The sequence below is a fragment of the Olleya sp. R77988 genome, assembly GCF_044594215.1.
Classification (GTDB): domain Bacteria; phylum Bacteroidota; class Bacteroidia; order Flavobacteriales; family Flavobacteriaceae; genus Olleya.
Genome location: NZ_CP138988.1, coordinates 1,435,337 through 1,459,982, shown reverse-complemented (window position 1 = coordinate 1,459,982; position 24,646 = coordinate 1,435,337). Strand labels below are relative to the sequence as shown.

The following is a 24,646-nucleotide window of genomic DNA, read 5'->3' as shown; positions in this document are numbered from 1 at the left end:
AGATTCCTGCTTTCGCAGGACTAACAAAACTATTAATTTTTTATTGTGGCAACTTTTTTAATCTCGTATGACATTTTTAAGTCGTTAAGTACGTTAAGTGCTTCTTCAACATAAACATCTTTACTTAAATTTTCGTGCCATCTTGTACGTTTATCACGTAGGATTGTATCTTGTTCGAATAATTTTTGCTCGTATGGTAACGACTCAAAAGTTAAGTTAGTTTTATAATCTGAAATAGCATCAAACTGCTTAGCTTCTTCTTCATTTAACTCTAATTCTGCTTTATATTTTTTATAATTCAGCGAATATGAATTATCATCCATTTTAGTTTTTGCCCATTTAGCATTGTTCTCGATTAACTTAAGTTGCTCGTTATTTGCCATACGCTCTTTACTATTAGCAATAGTACGATCGTAATCAAAATAGCTATTCCAAACCTCATAATCTACTGCAGAAATTTTATCCCAAGCTAAAGGGTTTTCTTGATCGCGTTCTCCAATATCAATAAAGCTATAACGATCCGGAACAACCACATCACTTTTTACACCTTCTAATTGTGTTGATCCACCATTGATACGGTAAAACTTTTGACGTGTTAATTTTAAAGCTCCTAAATCTCCATGAGAACTATTACGTACCATACGGTTTAAATCCAATACATTTTGCACTGTTCCTTTTCCGTAAGTTTGTGTACTTCCAATAATAATAGCACGTTTGTAATCTTGCATTGCTGCTGCTAAAATCTCTGATGCAGAAGCAGACAGCTCATTAACCATAATTACTAAAGGACCATCCCAAATTATAGATTTGTCTGTGTCTTTTAATACTTCTTTAGGCTCGTCTGTAGATCTTACTTGTACAACTGGTCCTTCTTCAATAAATAATCCAGCCATATCTACAACGGTTCTTAAAGATCCTCCACCATTGTTACGTAAATCTAAAACTAGACCTTCAATACCTTGTTCTTTTAAACGTTCAATTTCTAATTTAATATCAGACGCTGCGTTTCTCTTTTTATAATCACTAAAATCTACATAAAACTTAGGCAAGTTTATAATACCGTAATTTTTATCGTCTTTTTTAACAATAGATGATTTTGCATAGGTTTCTTCAAGTTCTACAATATCTCTAGTTATAGTATAGTCTTCCAGTGTTCCGTCCACTTTTTTCATGGTTAAAACAACTTTTGTTCCTTTAGGTCCTTTTATTAACTTAATAGCATCATCAATACGCATTCCAACAATACTTACTGCTTCTTTATCTTTGTCCTGACGTACTTTCATTATAACATCACCAACTTCTATTTGTCCATCTCTCCAAGCTGGTCCACCAGAAATTAGCTCGACAATTTTAATGTAATCCATTTTCTTTTGTAAACGTGCTCCAATCCCTTCTAATTTACCAGACATTTGTTGGTCAAATTTATCTTTATCTGTTGGAGCCATATATGAAGTATGTGGATCAAACTCTTCTACAATTGTATTAACATACATTGAAAACCAGTCTTCGCGTTCCATATCTTCAATATAGTCTGTAAAGTAATTATCAAATGTTTTTAAAGTTTCTGCTCTTGCCTCTTCTTCTAATTCTGTTAACGATTTTATTACTACTGGTTCCTTTTCTTCAGTCTCTTCATCATCATTTTCAGAATCGCCATTTTGTTGATCTATAAGTGTATCATACCCAGACAATACATTAAATTTTAATTGTTGTCTCCAACGCTCTTTAATAGCTTTCTTATTTTTTGCGTAAGTTAAACTTTCATAATCTGCATTATAATCTTCGTCTTTATTAAAATCGAATGGTTTTGCTAATACTTCTTTATAATACGCTTTGGCATCTTTTTGACGTTGTACTAAACGCTCATGTACTATATTAAAAAACGAAATATCGTAAGCTTTTAACTGGTCATCAATTTCAGTTTCAAATTTTTTAAAATCGTCAATGTCTGATTTTAAAAAGTAACGTTTTAATGGATCTACTAATTCTAAGTAGTCTGAAAATATTTCGGCAGAAAACTCGTCATTTAATTGTTTAGGCTCAAAATGTAATTGGTCTAAAGCCAAAGTAATTATCTGAATTAATAATTTATCCTTATCTGGATTGTCTTCAACTTTTGCAGTAAAACTACAAGAGCCAAATGCTAATAATAGTACTAATAAAATTATATTATATTTCCTTTTCATCTGTTCTGTTTAACTTATTGAGAAATTTCTACTAAAGTAAAGAAAAAACCATGCCAATAAAATCTAAACTCGCTAATTTTTTGTTAAACTGATTAAATTGAGTAGTTACAAGAGATTTTGTGTATTTTTGTTAGGTAAATCAATACGAGTTTAATGAGTAAAAAACCTTTAATTTTAGTAACTAATGATGACGGAATAACTGCTCCAGGTATTTTGGCTTTAATTGAAGTCATGGAAGCACTTGGAGATGTTGTAGTTGTGGCTCCAGATAGTCCGCAAAGTGGAATGGGTCACGCCATTACACTAAATAACACTTTACACTTAGAAAAAGTATCTAAAAAAAGTGAAAAAACATTAAAATATAGTTGTTCTGGTACTCCTGCAGATTGTGTTAAAATTGCAGTAAACGAAATACTTGATAGACGTCCAGATCTTTGTGTTTCTGGAATTAACCATGGTTCTAACAGTTCTATAAACGTTATATACTCTGGAACTATGAGTGCTGCTATTGAAGCTGGTATAGAAAGTATTCCTGCTATTGGTTTTTCTAACTCAAATCACAGTTGGGATACTAATTTTGAAGCCTCAAAAAAATATGTCAAAAAAATTGCAGAAAACGCTTTAAAAAACGGAATAGCAGAAGGTGTTGTTTTAAATGTAAATATTCCTGATTTAAAAGAAAAAGATATAAAAGGGATTAAAGTTTGCAGACAAGCAAGAGCTAATTGGAAAGAAAAATTTGATAAACGCAAAACACCTCAAGGTAAAGATTATTACTGGTTAACTGGAGAATTTGTAAATTACGATAAAGGCACAGACACAGACGAGTATGCTTTAGCAAACGGTTATATTTCTGTGGTTCCAGTACAATTTGATTTAACAGCACACCATTACATGCAACACTTAAATACTTGGCAATTTGAAGACTAAAAAAGACGTTATTATTGGTTTTATTTTGGGAATAATTTCTACCTGTATTGGTATTTTATTATACATCGTTTTATTTTCAAAGTTTGGAATTGAAGAGACTATTAAACAAGCCTTACAATTTAAATTTGTTGGCAAATTGGTAAGTCTAGGTGCTTTACTTAACTTAGGATTGTTTTTTCTATTTTTAAATAGAAAACAAGATAACAAGGCAAAAGGCGTTTTAATTGCAACGTTAATAATTGGACTAATTTTTATTATAAACAGATTATAGATTTGAAATATTACATTATTTCTGGTGAAGCTTCTGGCGATTTACATGGCTCAAACCTAATGAAGTCTCTGCAAAAACATGATCAAAATGCAGACTTTAGATTTTGGGGAGGAGACCTTATGCAAAGCGTTGGTGGCACTTTAGTAAAACACTATAAAGCGTTAGCTTTTATGGGTTTTTCTGAAGTTATAATGAACTTACGTACCATAGCTAAAAACTTATCTTTTTGTAAAACAGATATCGAAACCTATAATCCTGATGTCATTATTTTTATTGATTATCCTGGTTTTAATTTGCGTATTGCAAAATGGGCAAAACACCGAAAAATTAAAACACATTATTATATTTCTCCACAAATTTGGGCTTGGAAAGAAGGTCGAATAAAAGCCATAAAACGTGATGTGGATGAAATGTATGTTATCCTTCCTTTTGAAAAAGATTTTTACGAAAAAAAACACAATTACCCAGTCCATTTTGTTGGCCATCCATTAATTGATGCTATCTCAAACCGTACACAGGTTGATGACAAAGAATTTAAAACTGCTAATGGTTTAAGCGACAAACCAATTATTGCTTTATTGCCTGGAAGTAGAAAACAAGAGATTACCAAAATGTTGTCTGTTATGTTAAGTGTGGTGGATGATTATCCAGATTATCAATTTGTTATTGCTGGTGCACCAAGTCAAGATTACAGTTTTTACAAAACCTTTATCAAGCAAGCTAATGTGCATTTTATAAGTAATAAAACGTATGATTTATTAAGTTTATCTACTGCTGCTTTAGTTACTTCTGGAACTGCAACTTTAGAAACTGCACTATTTAAAGTCCCACAAGTAGTTTGCTACAAAGGAAGTTGGGTATCTTACCAAATTGGTAAACGTGTTGTTAACCTTGAGTATATTAGTTTGGTGAATTTAATTTTAGAAAAAGAAGCGGTTACAGAATTAATACAAAATAAGTTTAATAAAAAAAGCCTTAAAAAAGAATTAAATCGTCTTTTAGACGATTATGAACGTACTAAGTTTTTTATTAATTACTACGAATTAGAAAAAAAACTAGGTGGAAAAGGTGCTAGTGAAAACACTGCAAAACTGATTCTGGACGTTTTAAATAATTAATGATTACATGAAAAAAATTGCCCTACTCCTACTTTTAACAATAATATGGTCTTGTGGATCTTCTAAAAGCAAACAGGTTGTGACCACAAAAAAAGAGCGCACAACCAAAACAAAACAGGCTTCTACTACCAAACAAACAAGTACAAAACAAAGCTCTACAAAACCCAAAACTAGTTCTGGAAGTTATACTAGTCCAAAAACGTCTTCAACTACAGATAATATTATTAAGACTGCCAAGTCCTTTAAAGGTGTTAAATACAAGTATGGAGGCACCACAAAAAAAGGTATGGATTGTTCTGGATTAATACAAACTTCTTTTTTAAAAGAAGATATAAAAATGCCCAGAACCACTAGCGCATTATCTACACATGGAGATTGGATTGATCTTAAAAAAGTACAAAAAGGCGATTTATTATTTTTTGCTACAAAAAAAGGAAGCAGAAAAATAAACCATGTTGGTTTAGTCACTTCTGCACGTACTGGTCGTGTAGAATTTATACACGCTAGTAGTAGTAAAGGTGTGATGACCTCCTTACTATCAGAACGTTACTGGTATGTTGCTTTTGTGCAAGCACGTCGTGTTTTGTAAGAAATTTATTATATTGAGGAGTGAAACTTCTCAAATTTTCCATTATAAAATTCACATTTTGCTTAATTATAGGTATTCTATTATCTAAATTTTACAGCTTTAATGTGCTTTCTAGCTTCTATATTTCTGTAGGAGTTACGTTGATTTCTGTTTTGTTTTATTTTCTTTTTAAAAAGAAAAACAACCACACCTTCCTTTTTGGAATTGCAACTTATTTAACTTTTATTGCTTTTGGAATTTTTGTCGCTACTGCAAATGAAGACCTTAATAAAAAAGGTCATTTTTCTAATTTTTTAAATGAAACAAATACTGAAAACACTATTGTTTTTCGTGTATCAGAATTATTAAAACCCAATGCGTTTAGTCAACGTTATTATGTAGATGTTTTAAAATTAAACAATGAAACTGTAGAAGGAAAAGTGTTAATAAATGTCGCAAAAGACACTTTACAAACTAATCTTCCCATTGATGGTATTTATCTGACTAATTCTAATATAGTCGAAATAAAACCTCCTTTAAATCCGGATCAATTTAGCTATAAAAATTATTTAGAAAAGCAACAAGTACATTTTCAATTGTATGTTAATTCAAATAATATCTTACAGTTAAAAAATAATGCAAATACTTTGTCTGGTTATGCTGCTTCTTTTAGAAACTACATTAATAAAAAACTAAGCCCATATAACTACTCTAATGATCAATTATCCATTATTAACGCACTAATTTTAGGTCAAAGACAGCATATTACAAAAAAGGTTTATGACAGTTACACTAATGCTGGAGCTATACATATTTTAGCTGTTTCTGGGTTGCACGTTGGGATAATACTTTTAATTTTAAACTTTGTTTTTAAACCTGTAGAGCGTTTAAAAAATGGACGATTTACAAAAACTATTATCCTATTAATTTTATTGTGGATGTATGCATTAATAGCTGGTGGTTCTGCTTCTATAATTAGAGCAACTACAATGTTTAGTATTGTTGCTATTGGAATGAATTTAAAACGACCAACCAACATCTATAATACATTAACTATTTCTGTTTTTGTGTTGCTATTAATTAAACCCAATTTTTTGTTTGATGTTGGTTTTCAATTAAGTTACGCTGCAGTAATAGCAATAGTTAGTTTTCAGCCTATTTTAGAGCGTATTTGGACACCAAAATATAAACTGACAAACTTACTTTGGAAAACACTTACAGTAACTGTTTCTGCACAATTTGGTATCATTCCTATTAGTCTTTACTATTTTCATCAATTCCCTAGTTTGTTTTGGTTATCCAACCTAATTGTCATTCCGTTTTTAGGTGTGATCTTAGGTTTGGGTTTATTAGTTATCACACTATCTATTTTTGGACTACCTAAAACCATTTTATCTGATGCTTTTGGAATGGTTATTAATTGGATGAATCAATTTTTTGGTTGGATATCTAATCAAGAGTCCTTTTTAATTGTTGATATTCCGTTTACTTTTTTACAAGTTGTAATATCCTATTTACTTATTTTTTCGATTTACAAACTACTACAAATTAAAAATTATAACTGGCTAAAATTATCTTTGGTTATGGTTATTGGTTTGCAAGCAACTTATATTATTAATAGGCTTGAAACTAAAGGAGATTCCTTTTTAGTTTTTCATAAAAACCGAGCGACTCTTATTGGACAAAAACACAATAACACACTTGCTGTGTTTTCTGATTTACAAAAAGCAGAACGCAATACAATTATTAGGAGTTTTGCGGTTAAAAACTCGCTTAAAACATTGTCTACTAAACCATTTAATTCTATATACAAATTAAAAGACAAACATTTATTAATAGTTGATAGTTTGGGTGTCTTTAATGTAAAAGACATAAAAATAGATTATGTTTTACTAACACAATCACCAAAGCTTAATCTATCAAGACTAATAGATAGTTTAAATCCTCAGGTTATAATTGCAGATGGAAATAATTACAAATCTTATATCTATCGTTGGAAAGAAACCTGTGACAAACAAAAACTCCCATTTTACCAAACTGGTAAAACAGGAGCTTTTATTATAGAGTATTAAAGGTTAGTTTTTAGTCTTTTCCTTCTTTTTTTCTTTCTTTTTTTTCTTCTTTTTAGTGTCTTTAAACTTTGACTTAAATTCTTTAGCATATTTATTAAACGCTTCTTGCGTTTTCATTTCTTTATGCTTGTCTTCCTTAAACATCTTTAAGTACAACTCTAACTGTTGTGGTGTTTTATAACCTACAATTGGTGGTAATAAATTAGCACTCTCATCAAAAAACAATAATGTTGGATAAGACCTAACACCTAATGCTCTTGATAGTTGGTGTACAGAATTACGTCTGTTTGCTTTAGCTGGATCATATTTTGGGTTACTAAATGTTTTTCCTTTAAAAACAATCGTTTCGTTACCTTCTGCATTAAACTTAACAGCATAATAATGCTTATTTATATATTTTGCGACGTCTTTATTTTTAAATGTTCTTGCTTCTAATAACTTACATGGTCCACACCATTTGGTGTAAACGTCCATAATTATTTTTTTAGGATTTGTTTTTTGAAGCTCTACAGCTTCTTCTAAAGTAATCCAATTAACTTCTTGTGCAGTTATAGAAACTGAAAATAAGATTGCAAAAACTAAAACTATTTTTTTCATTTAAATGTATTTACTGCTATAGTCGCAAATAGTATTCCAAATTTACAAAAAATAAAAGCGCCTCGTTTTACGAGGCGCTTTTATAATATTTATAATGTGTTTTACTTTACACCATGCATTAACTTTTTTAATACAGGATTTAAAGCTAATACTAATAAACCTGCTACTAAAGGTACAATTGTAAAAATTAAGAAGAATGTAGATAGACTATACTCTTTTGTAATGTTTTCTATCTGACCACCTAAAACAGCTGCTAATTTATTACCTATAGCAATTGCTAAATACCACATACCAAACATCAAGGCAATCATCCTTGCTGGTACTAATTTACTAACATAGGACAGTCCAACAGGAGATAAGCAAAGCTCTCCAAGTGTGTGGAATAGATAGGCTAATATTAGCCATATCATACTTACTTTAACACCTTCTACCATTCCATAAGATCCAAAAGCTAATAAACCAAAACCAATAGCCATTACTATTAAACCATAAGCATATTTTGTTGCTGCTGAAGGATTATATTTACTTTCCCACCATTTAGAAAAGAATGATGCGAATACTATAATGAAAAACGAGTTTAAAATACTAAACCATGATACTGTAATTTCAACTTCGTTGTCTTTTACTTTAGTGATTTTAGCATCTACAAAACCATTATCTCTATTTAAGGCATCTGCATGACTCGATAATTCACTTTCCTTTTCAAAAGAAGAAATAAATGAAAATTCTGTTAGCTCTTTATTTTTATTAATGATAGTTTTATCATCACCTACTTGATAATCTACAAAAGGTTCTCCAATACTAACAGTTCTTTTTTCAATTTCAAATTTATTAGTTGCACTATTATTATCTGCAAATGCATAGTGACTATAAATTAAATCTCCATCTTTTGTTTTTAATTGTTGATTAGTTGTGTAATCCATTACAGGAACAGCAATAGTTTGAATAGTTTTAGTAACTATACTATGATTATCCTTAGGTTTACGCTCTCCTTCAGGTTTCTTTTCAAAACTTTTTACTGGAAGATATTTAAAGACCAATTTACCATCTTTGTCTTTTTTCTGAAGATTAGTCTCTTTATCTAAAACTTCAATTTTATAAAATTGATTTGTTTTAGTTACTGTTTTATAATCAGAGATTGATTTATTATCATTTTGTGTAACTGGTAAGTAATGGTATTCTAACTCACCTTTATCTTCAGATAGTTTTATGTCTTGGTTTTTATCTACAGAAGCGACTTTATAAGCCATAAACTCTGTTTCGTAAGATGTTGTGTTAAAATCTCTGTTTAACATCCAACCTACAATTCCCCACATAAATATAAAACAGACTACTAATACAATGTTAGATCCAGGAATTTTACTGTATGTTTTTTTCCAAAGAATATATAATACGTAAGAAATAATTATAAGAGGAACAACGGTTAATAATGTATTAATAATATTAAAAATTGTTGCAGAAGATCCTGTTAAAATCCTATCAACATTATCTCGAGCAAAAATAACTAAAGACGAAGCACCTTGCTCAAACGACAACCAAAAAAACACTGTAAAAAATGCAAATATGATAAAGGCAAACATACGATGTCTTACCACTTTAGAATATCTTAAAATCCTGCTAATTGCTAAATAAACAAATAATGCTAAAGCAACTAAAACTGCAACATATTGCCCTTCAAACTCGCCTATTTGAAATGCTGAAAACATATCTATTCCAGCTATCTTAGACATAGGATCATTAATAGCATACCCTAATCCTAAAATAGAAGAAATAACAATTAAGACTTTATCTAAAGTTGTAAATGGGTTTGGCTTTTCTTCAACCTCAGTGTCACTAATTTCAACACTATTTTCGTTAATATTTTGAGGTAATTCTACTTCATGTATTTGACTTGGTTTTGCACCAATTTTACCAAATAAAGAACCAGCTAACCAGAATTGTAGTGTTCCTAATAGCATAAAGATTCCTGCTAAACCAAAACCGTAAGCCCAACCTACTTTTTCTGCTAAATAACCACAAAGCATCATCCCGAAAAAGGCTCCTGCATTTACACCCATATAATAAATGGTATATGCTCCATCTTTTTTCTCTGGATTCTTTTTATACATTTCAGATATTATAGAAGTCATTGTTGGTTTGAAAAAGCCTGTACCTATAACTAATAACGCTAAACCTAGATATAATGAAAATTCTGTTTCTAAAGCCATAGAGGCATGACCTAAAGTCATAATTAAAGACCCAATTATTACAGCCCATCTGTAACCTGTATATTTATCTGCTATCCAACCACCAATAATTGGCGTTATATAAAGTAGCATGGCATAAGTACCAAATAAGGCTCCTGCATTTTCTACAGACCATTCCCACCCTGGATTGTATCCAATTGCTGCCATCGTTAAAAAGTTAACTAAAAGCACTCGCATTCCATAAAATGAGAAACGTTCCCACATTTCAGTAAAAAACAAAACAAACAATCCTGCTGGATGACCTATAACTTTGTCTTTAAATAGATTTTCAATATCTGTATTCATAATTAAAATTTAGTTAGTTTAAATTAAGAAGCCTCACAAAATTAATTTTGTGAGGCTTAAATATAATGGATTTTTTAATTGTCTGCTAATTCGAAACCTTCTGTTTCATCATGTATAACTCTTTCTTTATCTTCTGCTCCATGGGTTAACTTTTTTAAACGCTTTAAGAATAAAAGAAGTAATAACCCAAAAGCGACTGTAAATATTACTAACCATTTAAAAGTAGCATATTCAACTTCGCTTTGTTGTTCTTCTAAAACAAAAGACACACCATAATCTTTACCATCTCCTTTATTTTCTGTTATTTGAGCTTTGTCCTTATCTTTTTCGAAGACTAACTTTGCATGATATGGATTAGAAGCTGTTATTTTTCTTTCGGTTAAGGTTGCTAATAACTCTTTAGTATTAGAATCTTCTTTAGTTGATAATTCAAATAACGAATTAAGGTTTTTTTCAGATTCTAATTCTTTATAAACTACTTCTCCATTTTCAACATATACTTTAGTTTTTAAGCTAAAGTTTTTGTCTTGATTAATAGGATAATCATGTATTGTAACAATTTCTCTTTCTGCATTTTTTATTTCAATAGAATCCTTTGCCATAAAAGGTAAAATAGCTTGTTTACTAACAACCATGTTTCCTGAAAAAGATTCTAATTGAGACGCTTCACCTATACTACCTGCTAATTTATTTCCAAAACCAGTTGCTGCAAAATAAACACCCATCATTATAGATGCGTATTTTACTGGAGCTAATTTTGTAATAAATGATAGTGACACTGGAGAAGTACACAACTCTCCAATAGTATGAAATAAATAAGCTAAAAACACCCAAAACATGGCTGCTTTACCAAAAGATTCTGCTGATGCTTCTTTTGAAGCAAACATCATAAAAACATAACCAAGTCCCATAATTATAGTACCTATAGCCATTTTAAATAATGATGATGATTCTTTTCCTTGTTTTTTCCACCAAATCCAAAACCCTCCAATTAAGGTTCCAAATATTATAATATATCCTGCATTTAAAGATTGGAAAACTGCAGCAGGAATTTCTGTCCAAGAACCAATACTGATAGATCTATCTACTTTAGCATCTGTATATAAATTCATTAATCCTCCAGCTTGCTCAAAAGCTCCCCAAAATACCACTACAATTAAGAATGATATTAATAAAACAATAACTCTATCTTTTTCAATTTTATTTAATGGTTTTTTCATTGCTTCTTTATCTGCATCACTACCAGAAGCTCCAATAAAATTACCAACATGTGTTAAATATTTTTGACCAAACATAAACACTGCTTGACCAAGTAACATTCCTATTCCTGCTAAACCAAAACCATAATGCCAACCATATTTATAAGCTACTAATCCCACAACAATACTAGATAAAAACGCTCCAATATTAATACCTATATAAAAAATTGTAAATCCACTATCTCTTCTAATATCACCTTGCTTATATAAACCACCAACCATTGTAGATATATTTGGTTTTAATCCACCAACACCTAAAATAATTAATAATAATCCACTAAAAAAAGCTGTTGTACCTGGAATAGCTAAAACAAGGTGTCCAACACAAAGCAAAAAACCACCAAGCATTACTGTTTTTTTCTGTCCTAAAAACTTATCTGCTAACCAACCTCCTGGGATTGCAGCTACATAAACCAACATTGTATACCAACCATATAACCAAATTGCATCTTTATTTGACCATCCTAAACCTGGATCTATTGCTGTAGCAGATGTAGCAATGTATAACGTTAATAAGGCACGCATCCCATAATAGGAAAAACGTTCCCATAATTCTGTAAAAAACAAAACATATAGTCCGATTGGGTGTCCAAAAAGTTCTTTTTGATGTGGTTGGATGGTTTTACTTGACATATAAATATTTTTAATTAGTTAGTTTATCTTAAAGCTTATCACCTAAAGTACGGTTAATAAATTTTGTCATTTTTGTATATAAATGTAATCTTGTATTACCTCCATAAATACCATGATTTTTGTCTGGATAAATCATCCATTCAAATTGCTTATTAGCTTGTATTAAAGCTTCAACCATACGCATCGTGTTTTGTAGATGTACATTATCATCTCCAGACCCATGGATTAATAAAAAGTCGCCTTTTAATTTATCAACATGGTTTATTGGAGAGTTTTCGTCATAACCACTTGCATTTTCTTGAGGTGTTGTCATGTAGCGTTCTGTATAAATAGAATCGTAAAATCTCCAGCTCGTTACAGGTGCAACTGCTATTGCCATTTTAAATACATCGTTTCCTTTAAACAATGCGTTACTAGACATAAAACCACCATAAGACCAACCCCAAATTCCAATTCTGCTAGAATCAATATATGATCTTGCACCTAATAATTTAGCAGCATCAATTTGGTCTTCTACTTCGTATTTACCTAATTCGTTTTGTGTTACTTTTTTAAAGTCTGCTCCTTTTAATCCTGTTCCACGTCCATCAACACAAGCAACAATATAACCTTGTTGCGCTAGCATTTGGTACCAATAATCATTAGCTCCATTCCATCTATTAGCAACTTGTTGCGATCCTGGTCCAGAATACTGATACATAAACAATGGATATTGTTTAGTAGCATCAAAATTTGCAGGTTTGATCATCCACATATTTAAATCGTTACCATTAACTTTAATTGTTGAAAACTCTTTTTTAGATAATTGATAGTCTTTTAGTGTAGCTTTTAAATCACTATTATCTTTTATAGATTTTATAACCTGTCCAGATTTGGCATCGTTTAAAGTATATGAATAAGGTGTTGTTGTGTTTGAAAATGTATTAATAAATAAAGAGAAATCTGCACTAAAGTCTGCATTATTAGTCCCTTCGTTTTTAGATAAACGTTGTTTTTGTGTTCCGTTTAGTTTTACAGAATACACATCTCTATTAATACTTCCGCTTTCTACAGATTGGTAAAAAATTTGACCTGTTTTATCATCGTAACCATAGTAATCAGTCACTTCCCAATTACCTTTAGTGACTTGGTTTATTAGTTTTCCTTTTTTATCATAATGATAAATGTGGTTATAACCATCTTTTTCGCTAGTCCAGATAAAACTATCATCATCTAAAAAAGTTAGATTATCTGTAACATCCACATAGGCTTTATCTGTTTCGGCAATTGCTAAAGTGGCTTTATTTTTTTTAGCATTAACCATCCATAAATCTAATTGGTTTTGATGACGATTCATATACTGTGCACTTAACACATCAGCATCATTGGTCCATTTAATTCTTGGGATATAAAAGTCTGTATATGCTTTATCAACCTTTACTTCTTCTAATTTATTATTATTTAAATCGTAAATATGCAAAGACACCTCTGCGTTTTTTTCTCCAGCTTTAGGGTATTTAAAAACGGTTTGTGTTTGGTACAACTGTTTACCATAAACATCCATTGAAAATTCTGGGACATCAGTTTCATCAAATCTTATAAATGCTATTTTGTTACTATCTGCATTCCAATCAAAAGCACGTACAAAAGCAAATTCTTCTTCGTAAACCCAGTCAGTAATTCCGTTTATAATTTTATTTTTTACACCATCAAATGTAAATTGTTTAGTTTTTCCTGTTTGTAGGTTTTTAACGTATAAATTATTATTTAAACCGAAAGCAATTTTATTTCCGTCTGGAGAAAACGTTGGTTCTTGTATTTTTTCTTCAGCAACTAAAGTTGTTTTTTGTGTTTTTGTATTATAAACATAATACTTACCTAATGACGAGCGTCTAAAAATAGACTCTTCATCTGTAGCTAAAAGCACTAGTGTTTCATCATCACTAAATGTATAATCTGTAAAATATTGTATAGCTTCAATATTTGCAGAACTTACTAAAGTACTTACTTTTTGTAATGTTTTGTAATCATAAATATCAATAGTAGTTGCTCCATTTTCTCTATCAAAATTTAAAACAGAATATTGTTGTCCATTACTCATAGAATGTAAAGCATCCAACCCTTGAGTCCTAAAGGACCCACTCCATATGTTTTCAAGAGTAATTTGCTTATTTTGAGCTGTTAAAAAAGAGGTTGCTAAAAAGCAAAAAACGGATAGAATTCTTAAAATCTTCATCTAATTGTAATAATTTAATAATAGGATGTCAAGTTTACTAAAAAATACCCAAAAAACCCTATATATTAACAGTTAAATAAGCAATAATATAATGATAAGTAAAAATTGAAAGCTTTAATAGTATCTTTGCTTTTCAAAATAAATACTATGAGTACATTAGTTTCCGGATTTTCTAAATTATCTAAAACAGAAAAGATAAATTGGTTAATCAATAACTATTTATCAGATTTTAAGGATGCAGAAAATATCCTAAAACAATACTGGAATACAGATAATAAACTTCAACAATTACATGACGAGTTTATAGAAAACACTATTACAAATTACTATTTACCATTAGGTATTGCTCCTAATTTTGTAATAAACGACAAAGTATATGCAATACCAATGACCATAGAAGAAAGCTCTGTTGTTGCAGCCGCAAGTAAAGCTGCCAAATTCTGGCAAACACGTGGTGGTTTTAAAACAAAAGTGCTATCCACAACTAAAATTGGTCAAGTCCATTTTACTTATAAAGGTGATTTTAATAAGCTACAACACTTTTTTAATCGTGTAAAATCACAGCTAATTACAGATGCAAAATCCATTACCAAAAACATGGAAAAACGTGGTGGAGGCATTTTAGATATCCAATTAAAAAACAAAACAGACAAATTAAACCATTACTACCAATTGCATGCTACTTTTGAAACCTTAGATGCAATGGGAGCAAATTTTATAAATTCTTGCTTAGAACAATTTTCTAAAACATTTAAAGCTGAAGCTGAAACAAGCCTACCACAACCTGTAAATATTATAATGAGCATTTTATCTAACTATGTTCCAAACTGTTTAGTAAGAGCAGAAGTAAGTTGTAAGGTTGAAGATTTAGTTGACAAAGACATAAACCCTCAACTATTTGCCGAAAAATTTGTGCAAGCAGTAAATATTGCAGAAGTCGAACCTTATAGAGCAGTAACGCACAATAAAGGTATTATGAATGGTATTGATGCAGTTGTCTTAGCTACAGGAAACGATTTTAGAGCAGTAGAAGCTGGTGTACACGCTTACGCAGCAAAAGATGGACAATACAGCAGTTTGACACATGCAAAAATTGAAAATGGAGTGTTTTATTTTTGGATGGAAATCCCTTTAGCTTTAGGAACTGTTGGTGGTTTAACTAGTTTACATCCTTTAGTTAAATTGGCTTTAGAGATTTTAGGAAAACCAAATGCTAAAGACTTAATGCAAATTGTTGCTGTAGCTGGATTAGCACAAAATTTTGGAGCATTACGAAGTCTAACAACTACTGGAATACAAGAAGGACACATGAAAATGCACTTAATGAATATCCTTAATCAATTTGAAGCTACTGCTACTGAAAAAGAACAGATTGTTAACCATTTTAAAACCAATGTAGTAACCCATAGTGCTGTTGTTAAAGCTATTGAAAAATTAAGACGTTAATGAAAACCTTTTATAGTCACGGAAAACTATTAATATCAGCAGAATATGTTGTGCTTGATGGTGCAAAAGCTTTAGCTGTTCCGACTGTTTTTGGACAGCATTTAACAGTTGATATTATTGATCAACCAAAATTAATTTGGACAAGCTTACATAAAGATAAAACGGTTTGGTTTGAAGATGAGTTTTCTTTAAAACAAATAGCTTCATCCATTACTTCTGACAATGATATTTATGATAGATTATTGCAAATTTTAAAAGCTGCAAAGCAATTAAATCCTAAATTTTTAAAAGATAATACAGGTTTTAAAGTCACTACTCAATTAGAGTTTCCTAAAAATTGGGGATTAGGTACATCATCAACCTTAATCAATAATATTGCACAATGGGCTAATGTCGATCCATACAAATTATTAGAGTTAACTTTTGGTGGAAGCGGTTATGATATTGCTTGTGCTAAAAACAGTACAGCTATTAATTATCAACTAGTAAATGGTAATCCTAATGTTGAATTGGTCGATTTTAATCCAAAATTTTCGGAGCATCTTTATTTTGTTCACTTAAACAAAAAACAAAATAGTCGTGATGGTATTGCACATTACAAAGCCAATAAACCTGATTTAAATAAAACCATTATTGAAATTAATATATTAACTAAGCAATTAGCAAACTGTGATACTTTAGAGCTGTTTCAAAACCTTATAGATGAACACGAAACCTTAATTGCAAAAATAACCAATCAAAAACCTGTAAAAGAAACTCTTTTTAACGACCTTAACGGAAGTATTAAAAGTTTGGGAGCTTGGGGTGGAGATTTTGTTTTAGTTGCTTCTAAAACTAATCCAATAGACTATTTTAAATCAAAAGGGTTTGATACTATTTTAAAATATGATGAAATGGTTTTGAGCAAGGTTTAAATTGTAAAAACATTTCTTTTATTACACTAATGTCATATAGTTTTAAAAAAAAGCCTCTTGATTAAAAAATCAAGAGGCTTTTTTTTATGTATTAACTAGATGTTTTACTGAACAGTTTTAGCTCTAAAATCTTCAATCTCTGCAGATTCTTTTAAAGCGCTATACAATCTGTTTTGTACTTCACTGAATTTTTTAGTACTTACTTGGTTTGCAAAAGGCAAGTAGTTTTCTAATTCGACAGCTGGTGTCTTTTTAGTTACTTGTACCATATACACTCCTTTTTCTCCTTCTACTAACTTAGATGTTGCTCCTTCTTTTAATCCAAAAGCAGTACCAACTACTAAAGCTTCTCTACCAGCTCCAGCTATTGTTGGATTTTTCATGTTTATAGCAGATGCAGATTTTATAGATTGTTTTTCTGCTGCTGCAAAATCTTCAAGACTTGTAGCTGTCGCTCTATCCATAATTAATTTTGCTTTCTTTTCTTTTCTTACTAAAGGTAAAGCTGTTACAGATGCATCTTCAACACTCATTAATCCTTCTGCTTGTTTACCTGTTAATTGTGCAATTACAATTCCACCTGGTACATTATCAAAACGTTTGTAATCTCCAATATCAGAATCGTCTTCAAAAGCCCAACGTACAATTTGACGCTGATTTCCTAATCCAGGGATATTTTCGTCTAACTCTTTAGCTGTCATTGGACGTACTTCATAATTTGATGTTTTTGCAACTTCTGCAAAATTACCTTTTGCTATTGCAAGCTCAAAATTAGAAGCATTTTCAAATACTTTATCTTCAGTTGCTGTTGATGGTTCAACTTTTCTAGCAACAGTTGCTAACTTTACAGTTTCTACACTTCCTTTTTGTCCTTCTATTTCAATAATATGAAATCCAAATGCAGTTTCAACAACTCCTAAATCTCCTTTTTTTCCTTCAAAAGTAAAATCTCTAAATTCTGGAACCATTTTATTGTAAGCATACCAATCGTATCTTCCTTCATTTTCTACACTTCCTTTATCTCCAGAATATGCTGTTACAAATTCTGAGAATTTAGAGGTATTTGATTTTAATACTTTTACTAAACTATCTGCTTTTGCTTTTGCTTGTTCTTTTGTTTCTGTAACATCTGGTCCTGCATTATTTAACCCAACATAAGGAATTAATATATGCCTTGACTTAACAGAATCTGGTAAGTTTTTTTTAGCAATCATTTTAGTTAGCTTATAATATACGCCTTCTTTATAAGGACCATAAACTTTACCAACTGGCAAATTAAATAAGCTATCTGCAAATGCTACTGGTAATTCTGATTTTACACTATACTTATCTACAAATTTTAAATCGTCAGAATTACTATTTACATAAGACTCAACATCTTTTGTGTTTAAAAAACCAACTTCCACTCTTTTTTTATTTACAGCATTTTCATCATATACTTCTTTATCATTTAAAGCTGCTTTTAAAGCATTTTGAATCTCTTGTTCATCTTCTAAAGATGCTACTTCTTTAAAAAACACATATTGAAACGTTCTACTAGCTTCTGCTTGGTATAATTTTTCGTGTTTATTTATATATGATTTAATTTCTGAAGTTGACACTTTAATTGTGCTATCTGCAATAGATGTGTAAGGTACTTGTACATATTTAATATCTACTTTTTCTCCTTCTAACACATGCTCTAATTGTCCTTCTGCTAATGTTGCAGTTGTACCAGCTTTAACCATATTAAAATAGTTAGTCTGTAAAGCATTAGTTGCTAAAGACTGTTCTCTAGCTACCCAATTTTGATAAGCTCCTGGGTTATTAGTCGCGTTTTTCAGGTTATCTATAAACAATTTTAATTTAGACTCGTCAAAAACACCTTCTTCATTTAAAAAAGTAGGATCTGTTGCATAAGTTGTTTTAATTAGATCGCTCATTTGGTCTGCTTCAACCGTCATTCCTAATTTACTAATCTGTCCTTTCATGACAGCTTCTCTTACCTTTGCTTCAAAAACACTATTCATTACTTGACTAGTTGAAGCATTAGGTCCCATTTGACTTTGTTGATATTTAACAAGGTTAGAAAACTCTTCTCTTGAAATGTCTTCACCATTGATTGTAGCTACAACATCTGGAGATTTAGAGAATAATGCATCTTTATTGTCAAATAAACTTGATAATATAAAAGCGAATAACGCTAGTGCAATAACCAAGATTAATACAACAGTTTTTTGTCTAATTTTATTTAAAATTGCCATTTTTTGTGATAAATTTTGTGAAATATAGTGGGCGAAAATACCATTTTCTATTCAATTATAAAAGCACTTTTTACAATAAATAGATTATAATGAATAGAGTATTGTTAAAAAGGGTCTGTTTTATTACAAAAGTTAGTCTTCTTGTTTAATTTTAAGTGCAACCAGGTCTATCTTTGTATTTGAGACTTCTAAAATTTTATATTCAAAATTTTGTGTTGAAACCACCTCATTTTGTTCTGGAATTTCTTCTGTATGATCTACAATTAATCCTCCTAAAGTTTCGTAGTTTTCGCCTTCAGGCAGATTAAGTTTATAGGTTTCGTTTAAATAATCAACATCTAACCTTGCAGAAAACACATAAGTAGTCTCACTGGTTTTCTCTTCGACTAAGTCTATAGAGTCGTGTTCGTCTTCAATTTCTCCAAATAATTCTTCAACAATATCCTCTACAGTCATTATTCCAGAAGTTCCTCCATACTCATCAACAACCACAGCAATACTCTTTCTTTTTTTAATTAATACATTTAAAATATCTTTAACCAACATGGTTTCTGGAACTAGCTCTATTGGCATAATCATAGAGCCAACATTTTTTGGTTTTTTAAACAAATCAAAAGAGTGTACATAACCTAAAACATCGTCAATAGTGTCTTTATAAATTAATATTTTAGAATAGCCTGTATTAGTAAAAATAGTACTTAGATTTTTAATAGAATCATGCAAATCTAAAGCAACAATCTCTGTACGAGGCACCATAACCTCTCTTGCTTTAACATCTGAAAACTCTAACGCATTTTGAAAAATCTGAATTTCTGTATCTACATTTTCATTCTCTTCCACACTCTCCATTTGCTCGCTAATATAGTTACCAAGCTCTAGTTTTGTAAAGGCTAATTGTACTTGATCTCCTTCCGTTTTAAAAAAACGTTTTAGTACAAAGTCAGAAATCCATAATACAAAATCAGAAATCCAAGTAAATAATACATAAAATATATAGGCTGGAAATGCCAATATTTTTAATAAGGTGTTTGCATAGATCTGAAAAAATACTTTTGGTAAAAACTCTGCAGTAAATAAAATAAGAAGTGTTGATAAAATAGTCTGAGTTAGTAAACTTAGATCTGTTAACATATATGTTATAAACGCATTGGTACTAGGCAACATACTCTGGAACCAATCCATTAACAAATCTCCCATAAAAAAACCATAAATAACCAAAGCTATATTGTTACCAATAAGCATAGTTGCTATAAATTTTGATGGTTTAGCAGTTAGTTTAGATAAAATTTTAGAAAGGAATCCTTCTTGCTTTTTTTCAATTTCAATATGAATTTTATTGGAGGATATATAAGCAATTTCCATCCCAGAAAAAAAAGCAGAAAGTAATAAACAAACAATAATTATTATTACTGAACTAAGCATTTATTTACGGTCTTGGTTATCGAATTTTTTATTAAATTTCTTTTTAAAAAAGAACATAAAAACAGCTGTTAGCCCTAATATTAGTGACATGACTCCTCGCTCTTCCCAACTAAAAAATGCATCGTACAGAAAAAGTGCTGCAAAAACTAAATAGGCGTATTGAAAAAATTTAAAGGTTTTCATTAATCATTTTTATTGTTAAGTAAAGATAGTAAAAAAGTGTCCTTTTTATTATAAAGAAGACATTATTCTTGAATTGCAAACTGTCCAGTAACACCTAAAACCTCTGCTTTTTTAAAGTCTTTGTCAGAATCAAATCCAATTCCGCTAGTCACATAACCTTTAGATCTATATGTTGCTGGTTGATTGGTAAATAGCCACTCTTTACTTTGGTCATAATATAGTTGCTCTGCAAACAAACTGTCTTTTGTTGGTGTAGCTGCTATGACATTACCTCTTAAATCTATTAAATCTGTATTGTTATAAATTATAGCATAATCTGAAATAATGGTTGTTTGCGCATTACTTTTATCATACAAATGTAAAATTATACCATCTGGAAACTCTGAAAAAGAAAACGCTCTATTACTAAAGTCAAACATTTTAGGACTAATTAAGTTGGCAGATAGACGTCCAGAATCTGTATATTTTACGTTAATACTGTCTGACACACCAACAGGATCATTGGCTGACATGGATAATTTATTAACGTCTTTTAAATTGTTTTTACACGTAAAAAACAAAGTCATAGCTATTGCTATGACTGAGTTTTTAATAATATGTATTTGTTGTTTTTGCATTATAGGCTTGGCACTGTTACGCTTCTTCCAATCCAACATCCAATTTTAATACTTTGCCCTGCATTACCTTTTGCAAATATTTCAGACTTAGTTGGTGCTTTTGCTCTGTAACTTGATGCTAATGCACTATAACCACCTTTACTTGCTTCGTTTGCAGCTAACCAGAATACAGCACGTTTGTTAAAGTTATCAGTACCACAGCTATTTGCACTTCCTGCATACATTCTTGCAATATGCTCATAAGGCTTTTTGTTTGCTGGATTAAGCTCTAAAGACTTCTGGAAGTACTGTCTTGCTTTTCCGTAGCTACCACTCTTTTTAAAGTCTATTGCAGCTGTATAAAATAATTTAGCCTTTTTAAATGGATCTGTTTCCAATTCCATAGTTTGATCTAAATATCTTTGCTCTCCTGTAATTACATATAAGTAGTAAGATGTTTTTGCATTAGGCTCTACAGAGTTTTTTTGCTTTACAATCGTTACAAACATTGGATCATCTTTACATCCCTTTTGGTAAAGCTTATTCATTGCTCTTTGTAACCAAACTGGATTTTGTTTGTTAGCTTCGTAATCCTTTTGGTATAATGGGATTAAGTTTTGGCAATTTGCTCTATCTCCTAAATCAGAATCAATCCCATCATTTACTTTTTCAAAAGCATCAATCATAGCACCATAATATGTTTTATACTTTCCTTCTTTTTTAGTTAAAGCTGTTCCTGCATCTTCTTTAGTAATTAACTCATTTAATTTTTTAGAGTTATAACCTAATTCGTCTTCAATCTTATCAGCTACATCATCATACTTATCAAATAAGTTTTGTGCAGTTTTACTTCCTGAGTCATAAAGACTAACCATTAATCTAAAATAGATTAAAAGGCTTTTTGCGTTTTTAAAGTTATCTTTATCTGCTTTATATGCAGCATCAAAACAATCGTATAATTCTTGATCAGATAATCCTAAAGCACTTTTATTATCATACTTTACTTGACATTGTTTAGTCTGGAATTCTCCTACAGAAGATTCGCTAGAAAAATTTTCCATTCTTTCGTCATACATTTTAATTAAATCATTGACGTAAGCTGTTTTTTCTGCTCCAGAAGCATTTTTAATATAATGCTTTAATATTTTTTCTCCATAAACATAAATTGCTTTATTATATCTTGGACATTCTTTTCTTAATTCTAAGAAAGGCTGATAAGCAGCTTCATAATTTTTAGCTTTTGCAGACTCTGTCATTAAAGACAGTTTAGTCATACACTCTTCATTGCTCTGTGCGAACCCAACATTAAGTCCTAGTAGTAAAGCGAATAGTAAAGTAATTTTAGTTTTCATAATCTTAAATTTTATGTTGTTAGTTGTATTTCTTTTTTTGAAACCATCTATCGTTTAATGATAGACTTAATTGGAAGCTTACAAAATTCTCTTTAACCAAATTTGCATTTGTGGTTCCTCTTTGACCAAATTCTAAACCTATGTTAGCATTTGAGAATGGTGTTCTGTTTGTTCCAACTGGTAATCCTACTCCAAAAGACATGCCAAACTCTTTTACAGATTGATCATTTATGTTTAGACCTGTATTCTCAAAGCGTATTCCTGCACGATAAACCGCTCTTTTCCAGTAACTTGAAAACGAGTTGTACTCTGGAATATAAAATCCTCCAAAAGACATTTTTGAAGCATCTTCAAATGTAGTTCCAACATTACTGTATAGTGAATTACTAAATTCACTAGTATTTTGTGATGTATATTCTAGTCCTGCAAACCATTTTCTTGGTTGTCCTAGTCCAACACCAAAACTATATTTTGAAGGTAATGTTAAATTAGTTTCAGCCAAATTAGACGTAGCTAAATCTACCTCAATTTCATTTGAAATTATCCCATTATCTATTAAAGATGGTGTAGAGATTGTTCTTACATTTTTAGACGTTAAATCCGCTTGTGGAGCAAAAGTAAAAGACCCTTGAAACTCCAACTTATTATTAATCATTTTTTGATAATGGATCCCAATATTAAAATTTAGTCCACTTAAATCAGACCTATTATCTTCGTTGGTATAATATTCTAAAGTTTCACCAGATTCATTATATAATACATTTAAAGTATTGTGTTGTATGTTACCAAAATTATAATCTGCTTCAATACCAATACTTAAAGACTTACTTATTTGATATCCTAATGAGAAAAATGCCTTATTTAAACCTCCTTCTCCAGAATATCTATAATCTACATCATCATTTGTATTACGTGTTTCTAGTTCGTATCCTACAGCTGTATATGGCAATAACCCAAAACCAAAACCAAGCTTACCTACTGGAATAGCTATTGCTAAATAATCAAACGTGCTACTCTTAGCATTATCGCTATTACTATCTGATTTTAATTTAGTGCTTGTATGGCTTCCTCCTACTGTAAATTTTACAGGTCTTGACTCATTATTAAAAGAGGCTAAATTATTGCCACCATAAGTTGCTGGGTTTTGAAAATTAACATGGATACTATCTTTATAGACACCTAATCCACCCATACTTCTATTTTCTACAGATCCTTTAAACTTTAAACTACCTATTCCGTAAAAAGAATATGGAGAAGCTGTTCCGTCCTGAGCGTTACTTTGAATTGCAAATACTGCAATGAAAACTAATACAAGTTTTTTTATCATTTGACTGTGTTATATTGTAATATGAAATTCAAACTTTCTAATAAGAAATTTGAGTTGGCAAATATGCTACTTTTTAATTGTTTAGACAAAAAATTAGCATCTCCTCCTGTTAAAATTATTGTTAAATCTGAATATCTCGACTTATATTCAGTAATTACGCCATCAATTTCTTTTAAAATCCCATTTACAACTCCACTATTTATTGAAGTTTCTGTTGAGTTTCCAATTAAATCATCTGGCAATTCTGTTTCTAGCAATGGTAAGTTTGCGGTTTGATTATTTAATGCTTTATAACGCATTCTTATTCCTGGCGAAATCGCGCCACCTAAATATTCGTTTTTATTATTTATAAAATCAAAAGTCACACAAGTACCAGCATCAATTATTAAAACATTTTTATCTGGAAATTGTTGTACAGAACCAGAAACTAGTGCAATTCTATCAATCCCTAAAGTTTTTGGTGTAGTGTATAAATTTTTAAACGGAGTTTTAGTTTCGTGATTTAATTCTATTAATTTAAAGTGTCTATTCAAATAGATTAATACATCTTGCTCCACATAGCCAACAGAAGATAATATTGCTGATTTTACTTTTGGGTATGTTTTTTTAAGTCCTTTTATCCCCTTTAAAACCTTTGACGTCTCTACTATTTCCTTACACTCTAAACTATTGTTTTTAAAAACAGCTAGTTTAGTTCTGGTATTTCCAACATCTATTATTAAATTCATATTTGGCTTTAAAAAGTGATAAATTTACAAAACCATTATAATAAAAGTCTTAATA

The 24,646-nt window shown here is 30.4% G+C and carries 19 protein-coding genes; 7 read left to right on the top strand and 12 right to left on the bottom strand.

From position 1 onward, the window contains the following. Window positions 1–32 precede the first annotated feature (32 nt). The gene (locus SJY17_RS06535) at window positions 33–2,186 is read right to left on the bottom strand and encodes a carboxy terminal-processing peptidase (protein ID WP_397364694.1); all 2,154 of its coding nucleotides are present in this window, start codon (window positions 2,184–2,186) and stop codon (window positions 33–35) included. A 153-nt stretch (window positions 2,187–2,339) separates the two neighbouring features. On the opposite strand from SJY17_RS06535, the gene surE reads away from it, so the two are divergent. The 5 genes from surE (at window position 2,340) to SJY17_RS06510 (ending at window position 7,145) form a co-directional block, all read left to right on the top strand. Then, window positions 2,340–3,116 (top strand): 5'/3'-nucleotidase SurE, encoded by a 777-nt coding sequence (gene surE, locus SJY17_RS06530; protein ID WP_397364693.1) that lies wholly within the window; start codon window positions 2,340–2,342, stop codon window positions 3,114–3,116. Further along, complete coding sequence (locus SJY17_RS06525) at window positions 3,106–3,387, top strand: hypothetical protein (RefSeq protein ID WP_397364692.1); 282 nt, start codon at window positions 3,106–3,108, stop codon at window positions 3,385–3,387. Before surE ends, SJY17_RS06525 begins: the two co-directional genes overlap by 11 nt. 2 nt (window positions 3,388–3,389) lie before the next feature. After that, on the top strand, window positions 3,390–4,505 hold the full coding sequence (gene lpxB / locus SJY17_RS06520; RefSeq protein WP_397364691.1) for a lipid-A-disaccharide synthase: 1,116 nt from the start codon (window positions 3,390–3,392) through the stop codon (window positions 4,503–4,505). A gap of 7 nt (window positions 4,506–4,512) precedes the next feature. Beyond that, window positions 4,513–5,094 carry a C40 family peptidase gene (locus SJY17_RS06515; RefSeq protein ID WP_397364689.1) on the top strand — a complete coding sequence of 194 codons (582 nt, stop codon included), beginning with the start codon at window positions 4,513–4,515 and terminating at the stop codon, window positions 5,092–5,094. A 104-nt stretch (window positions 5,095–5,198) separates the two neighbouring features. Further along, window positions 5,199–7,145 carry a ComEC/Rec2 family competence protein gene (locus tag SJY17_RS06510; protein WP_397364688.1) on the top strand — a complete coding sequence of 649 codons (1,947 nt, stop codon included), beginning with the start codon at window positions 5,199–5,201 and terminating at the stop codon, window positions 7,143–7,145. Between the two features lie 3 nt (window positions 7,146–7,148). On the opposite strand, the gene SJY17_RS06505 is transcribed toward SJY17_RS06510, so the two are convergent. From SJY17_RS06505 to SJY17_RS06490, 4 genes are all read right to left on the bottom strand, one after another. Continuing rightward, window positions 7,149–7,742 (bottom strand): thioredoxin family protein, encoded by a 594-nt coding sequence (locus SJY17_RS06505; protein WP_397364687.1) that lies wholly within the window; start codon window positions 7,740–7,742, stop codon window positions 7,149–7,151. Window positions 7,743–7,843: 101 nt separating this feature from the next. Then, window positions 7,844–10,273 (bottom strand): oligopeptide:H+ symporter, encoded by a 2,430-nt coding sequence (locus tag SJY17_RS06500; RefSeq protein ID WP_397364686.1) that lies wholly within the window; start codon window positions 10,271–10,273, stop codon window positions 7,844–7,846. 74 nt (window positions 10,274–10,347) lie between these two features. Continuing rightward, window positions 10,348–12,165: a peptide MFS transporter gene (locus SJY17_RS06495; RefSeq protein ID WP_397364685.1), complete on the bottom strand. Its 1,818-nt coding sequence runs from the start codon at window positions 12,163–12,165 to the stop codon at window positions 10,348–10,350. Window positions 12,166–12,193: 28 nt separating this feature from the next. Continuing rightward, window positions 12,194–14,380 (bottom strand): S9 family peptidase, encoded by a 2,187-nt coding sequence (locus tag SJY17_RS06490; protein ID WP_397364684.1) that lies wholly within the window; start codon window positions 14,378–14,380, stop codon window positions 12,194–12,196. Between the two features lie 147 nt (window positions 14,381–14,527). Here SJY17_RS06490 and SJY17_RS06485 point away from each other — a divergent pair, with 147 nt between their 5' ends. Both SJY17_RS06485 and SJY17_RS06480 read left to right on the top strand, forming a co-directional pair. Further along, the gene (locus SJY17_RS06485; protein ID WP_397364683.1) at window positions 14,528–15,826 is read left to right on the top strand and encodes a hydroxymethylglutaryl-CoA reductase, degradative; all 1,299 of its coding nucleotides are present in this window, start codon (window positions 14,528–14,530) and stop codon (window positions 15,824–15,826) included. Then, window positions 15,826–16,740, top strand: a complete 915-nt coding sequence (locus tag SJY17_RS06480; protein WP_397364682.1) for a GYDIA family GHMP kinase — start codon at window positions 15,826–15,828, stop codon at window positions 16,738–16,740. Before SJY17_RS06485 ends, SJY17_RS06480 begins: the two co-directional genes overlap by 1 nt. Window positions 16,741–16,844: 104 nt before the next feature. Here SJY17_RS06480 and SJY17_RS06475 read toward each other — a convergent pair whose 3' ends face one another. From SJY17_RS06475 to SJY17_RS06445, 7 genes are all read right to left on the bottom strand, one after another. Then, window positions 16,845–18,983 (bottom strand): peptidylprolyl isomerase, encoded by a 2,139-nt coding sequence (locus tag SJY17_RS06475; protein ID WP_397364681.1) that lies wholly within the window; start codon window positions 18,981–18,983, stop codon window positions 16,845–16,847. A gap of 132 nt (window positions 18,984–19,115) precedes the next feature. Further along, window positions 19,116–20,405 carry a hemolysin family protein gene (locus tag SJY17_RS06470; RefSeq protein ID WP_397364680.1) on the bottom strand — a complete coding sequence of 430 codons (1,290 nt, stop codon included), beginning with the start codon at window positions 20,403–20,405 and terminating at the stop codon, window positions 19,116–19,118. Next, window positions 20,406–20,588, bottom strand: a complete 183-nt coding sequence (locus SJY17_RS06465; RefSeq protein WP_397364679.1) for a hypothetical protein — start codon at window positions 20,586–20,588, stop codon at window positions 20,406–20,408. Window positions 20,589–20,650: 62 nt separating this feature from the next. Further along, the gene (gene lptC, locus SJY17_RS06460; RefSeq protein WP_397364678.1) at window positions 20,651–21,205 is read right to left on the bottom strand and encodes an LPS export ABC transporter periplasmic protein LptC; all 555 of its coding nucleotides are present in this window, start codon (window positions 21,203–21,205) and stop codon (window positions 20,651–20,653) included. After that, window positions 21,205–22,536 carry a hypothetical protein gene (locus SJY17_RS06455; RefSeq protein ID WP_397364677.1) on the bottom strand — a complete coding sequence of 444 codons (1,332 nt, stop codon included), beginning with the start codon at window positions 22,534–22,536 and terminating at the stop codon, window positions 21,205–21,207. The genes lptC and SJY17_RS06455 overlap by 1 nt, the downstream gene beginning before the upstream one ends. Before the next feature lie 19 nt (window positions 22,537–22,555). Next, window positions 22,556–23,863, bottom strand: a complete 1,308-nt coding sequence (locus SJY17_RS06450) for a hypothetical protein (protein WP_397364676.1) — start codon at window positions 23,861–23,863, stop codon at window positions 22,556–22,558. Further along, window positions 23,860–24,591 (bottom strand): type III pantothenate kinase, encoded by a 732-nt coding sequence (locus tag SJY17_RS06445; protein WP_397364675.1) that lies wholly within the window; start codon window positions 24,589–24,591, stop codon window positions 23,860–23,862. The genes SJY17_RS06450 and SJY17_RS06445 overlap by 4 nt, the downstream gene beginning before the upstream one ends. Window positions 24,592–24,646: the final 55 nt, after the last annotated feature.

Excerpts from the sequence above, each read along its gene's own strand:
- SJY17_RS06485 (WP_397364683.1), top strand. The coding sequence starts at position 14,528 with ATGAGTACATTAGTTTCCGGATTTTCTAAATTATCTAAAACAGAAAAG.
- SJY17_RS06535 (WP_397364694.1), bottom strand. The coding sequence starts at position 2,186 with ATGAAAAGGAAATATAATATAATTTTATTAGTACTATTATTAGCATTT.
- SJY17_RS06455 (WP_397364677.1), bottom strand. The coding sequence starts at position 22,536 with ATGAAAACTAAAATTACTTTACTATTCGCTTTACTACTAGGACTTAAT.
- SJY17_RS06445 (WP_397364675.1), bottom strand. The coding sequence starts at position 24,591 with ATGAATTTAATAATAGATGTTGGAAATACCAGAACTAAACTAGCTGTT.
- SJY17_RS06450 (WP_397364676.1), bottom strand. The coding sequence starts at position 23,863 with ATGATAAAAAAACTTGTATTAGTTTTCATTGCAGTATTTGCAATTCAA.
- SJY17_RS06475 (WP_397364681.1), bottom strand. The coding sequence starts at position 18,983 with ATGGCAATTTTAAATAAAATTAGACAAAAAACTGTTGTATTAATCTTG.
- SJY17_RS06505 (WP_397364687.1), bottom strand. The coding sequence starts at position 7,742 with ATGAAAAAAATAGTTTTAGTTTTTGCAATCTTATTTTCAGTTTCTATA.
- SJY17_RS06470 (WP_397364680.1), bottom strand. The coding sequence starts at position 20,405 with ATGCTTAGTTCAGTAATAATAATTATTGTTTGTTTATTACTTTCTGCT.
- surE (WP_397364693.1), top strand. The coding sequence starts at position 2,340 with ATGAGTAAAAAACCTTTAATTTTAGTAACTAATGATGACGGAATAACT.
- SJY17_RS06515 (WP_397364689.1), top strand. The coding sequence starts at position 4,513 with ATGAAAAAAATTGCCCTACTCCTACTTTTAACAATAATATGGTCTTGT.
- SJY17_RS06480 (WP_397364682.1), top strand. The coding sequence starts at position 15,826 with ATGAAAACCTTTTATAGTCACGGAAAACTATTAATATCAGCAGAATAT.
- SJY17_RS06500 (WP_397364686.1), bottom strand. The coding sequence starts at position 10,273 with ATGAATACAGATATTGAAAATCTATTTAAAGACAAAGTTATAGGTCAT.
- lptC (WP_397364678.1), bottom strand. The coding sequence starts at position 21,205 with ATGCAAAAACAACAAATACATATTATTAAAAACTCAGTCATAGCAATA.
- SJY17_RS06490 (WP_397364684.1), bottom strand. The coding sequence starts at position 14,380 with ATGAAGATTTTAAGAATTCTATCCGTTTTTTGCTTTTTAGCAACCTCT.
- SJY17_RS06495 (WP_397364685.1), bottom strand. The coding sequence starts at position 12,165 with ATGTCAAGTAAAACCATCCAACCACATCAAAAAGAACTTTTTGGACAC.
- SJY17_RS06465 (WP_397364679.1), bottom strand. The coding sequence starts at position 20,588 with ATGAAAACCTTTAAATTTTTTCAATACGCCTATTTAGTTTTTGCAGCA.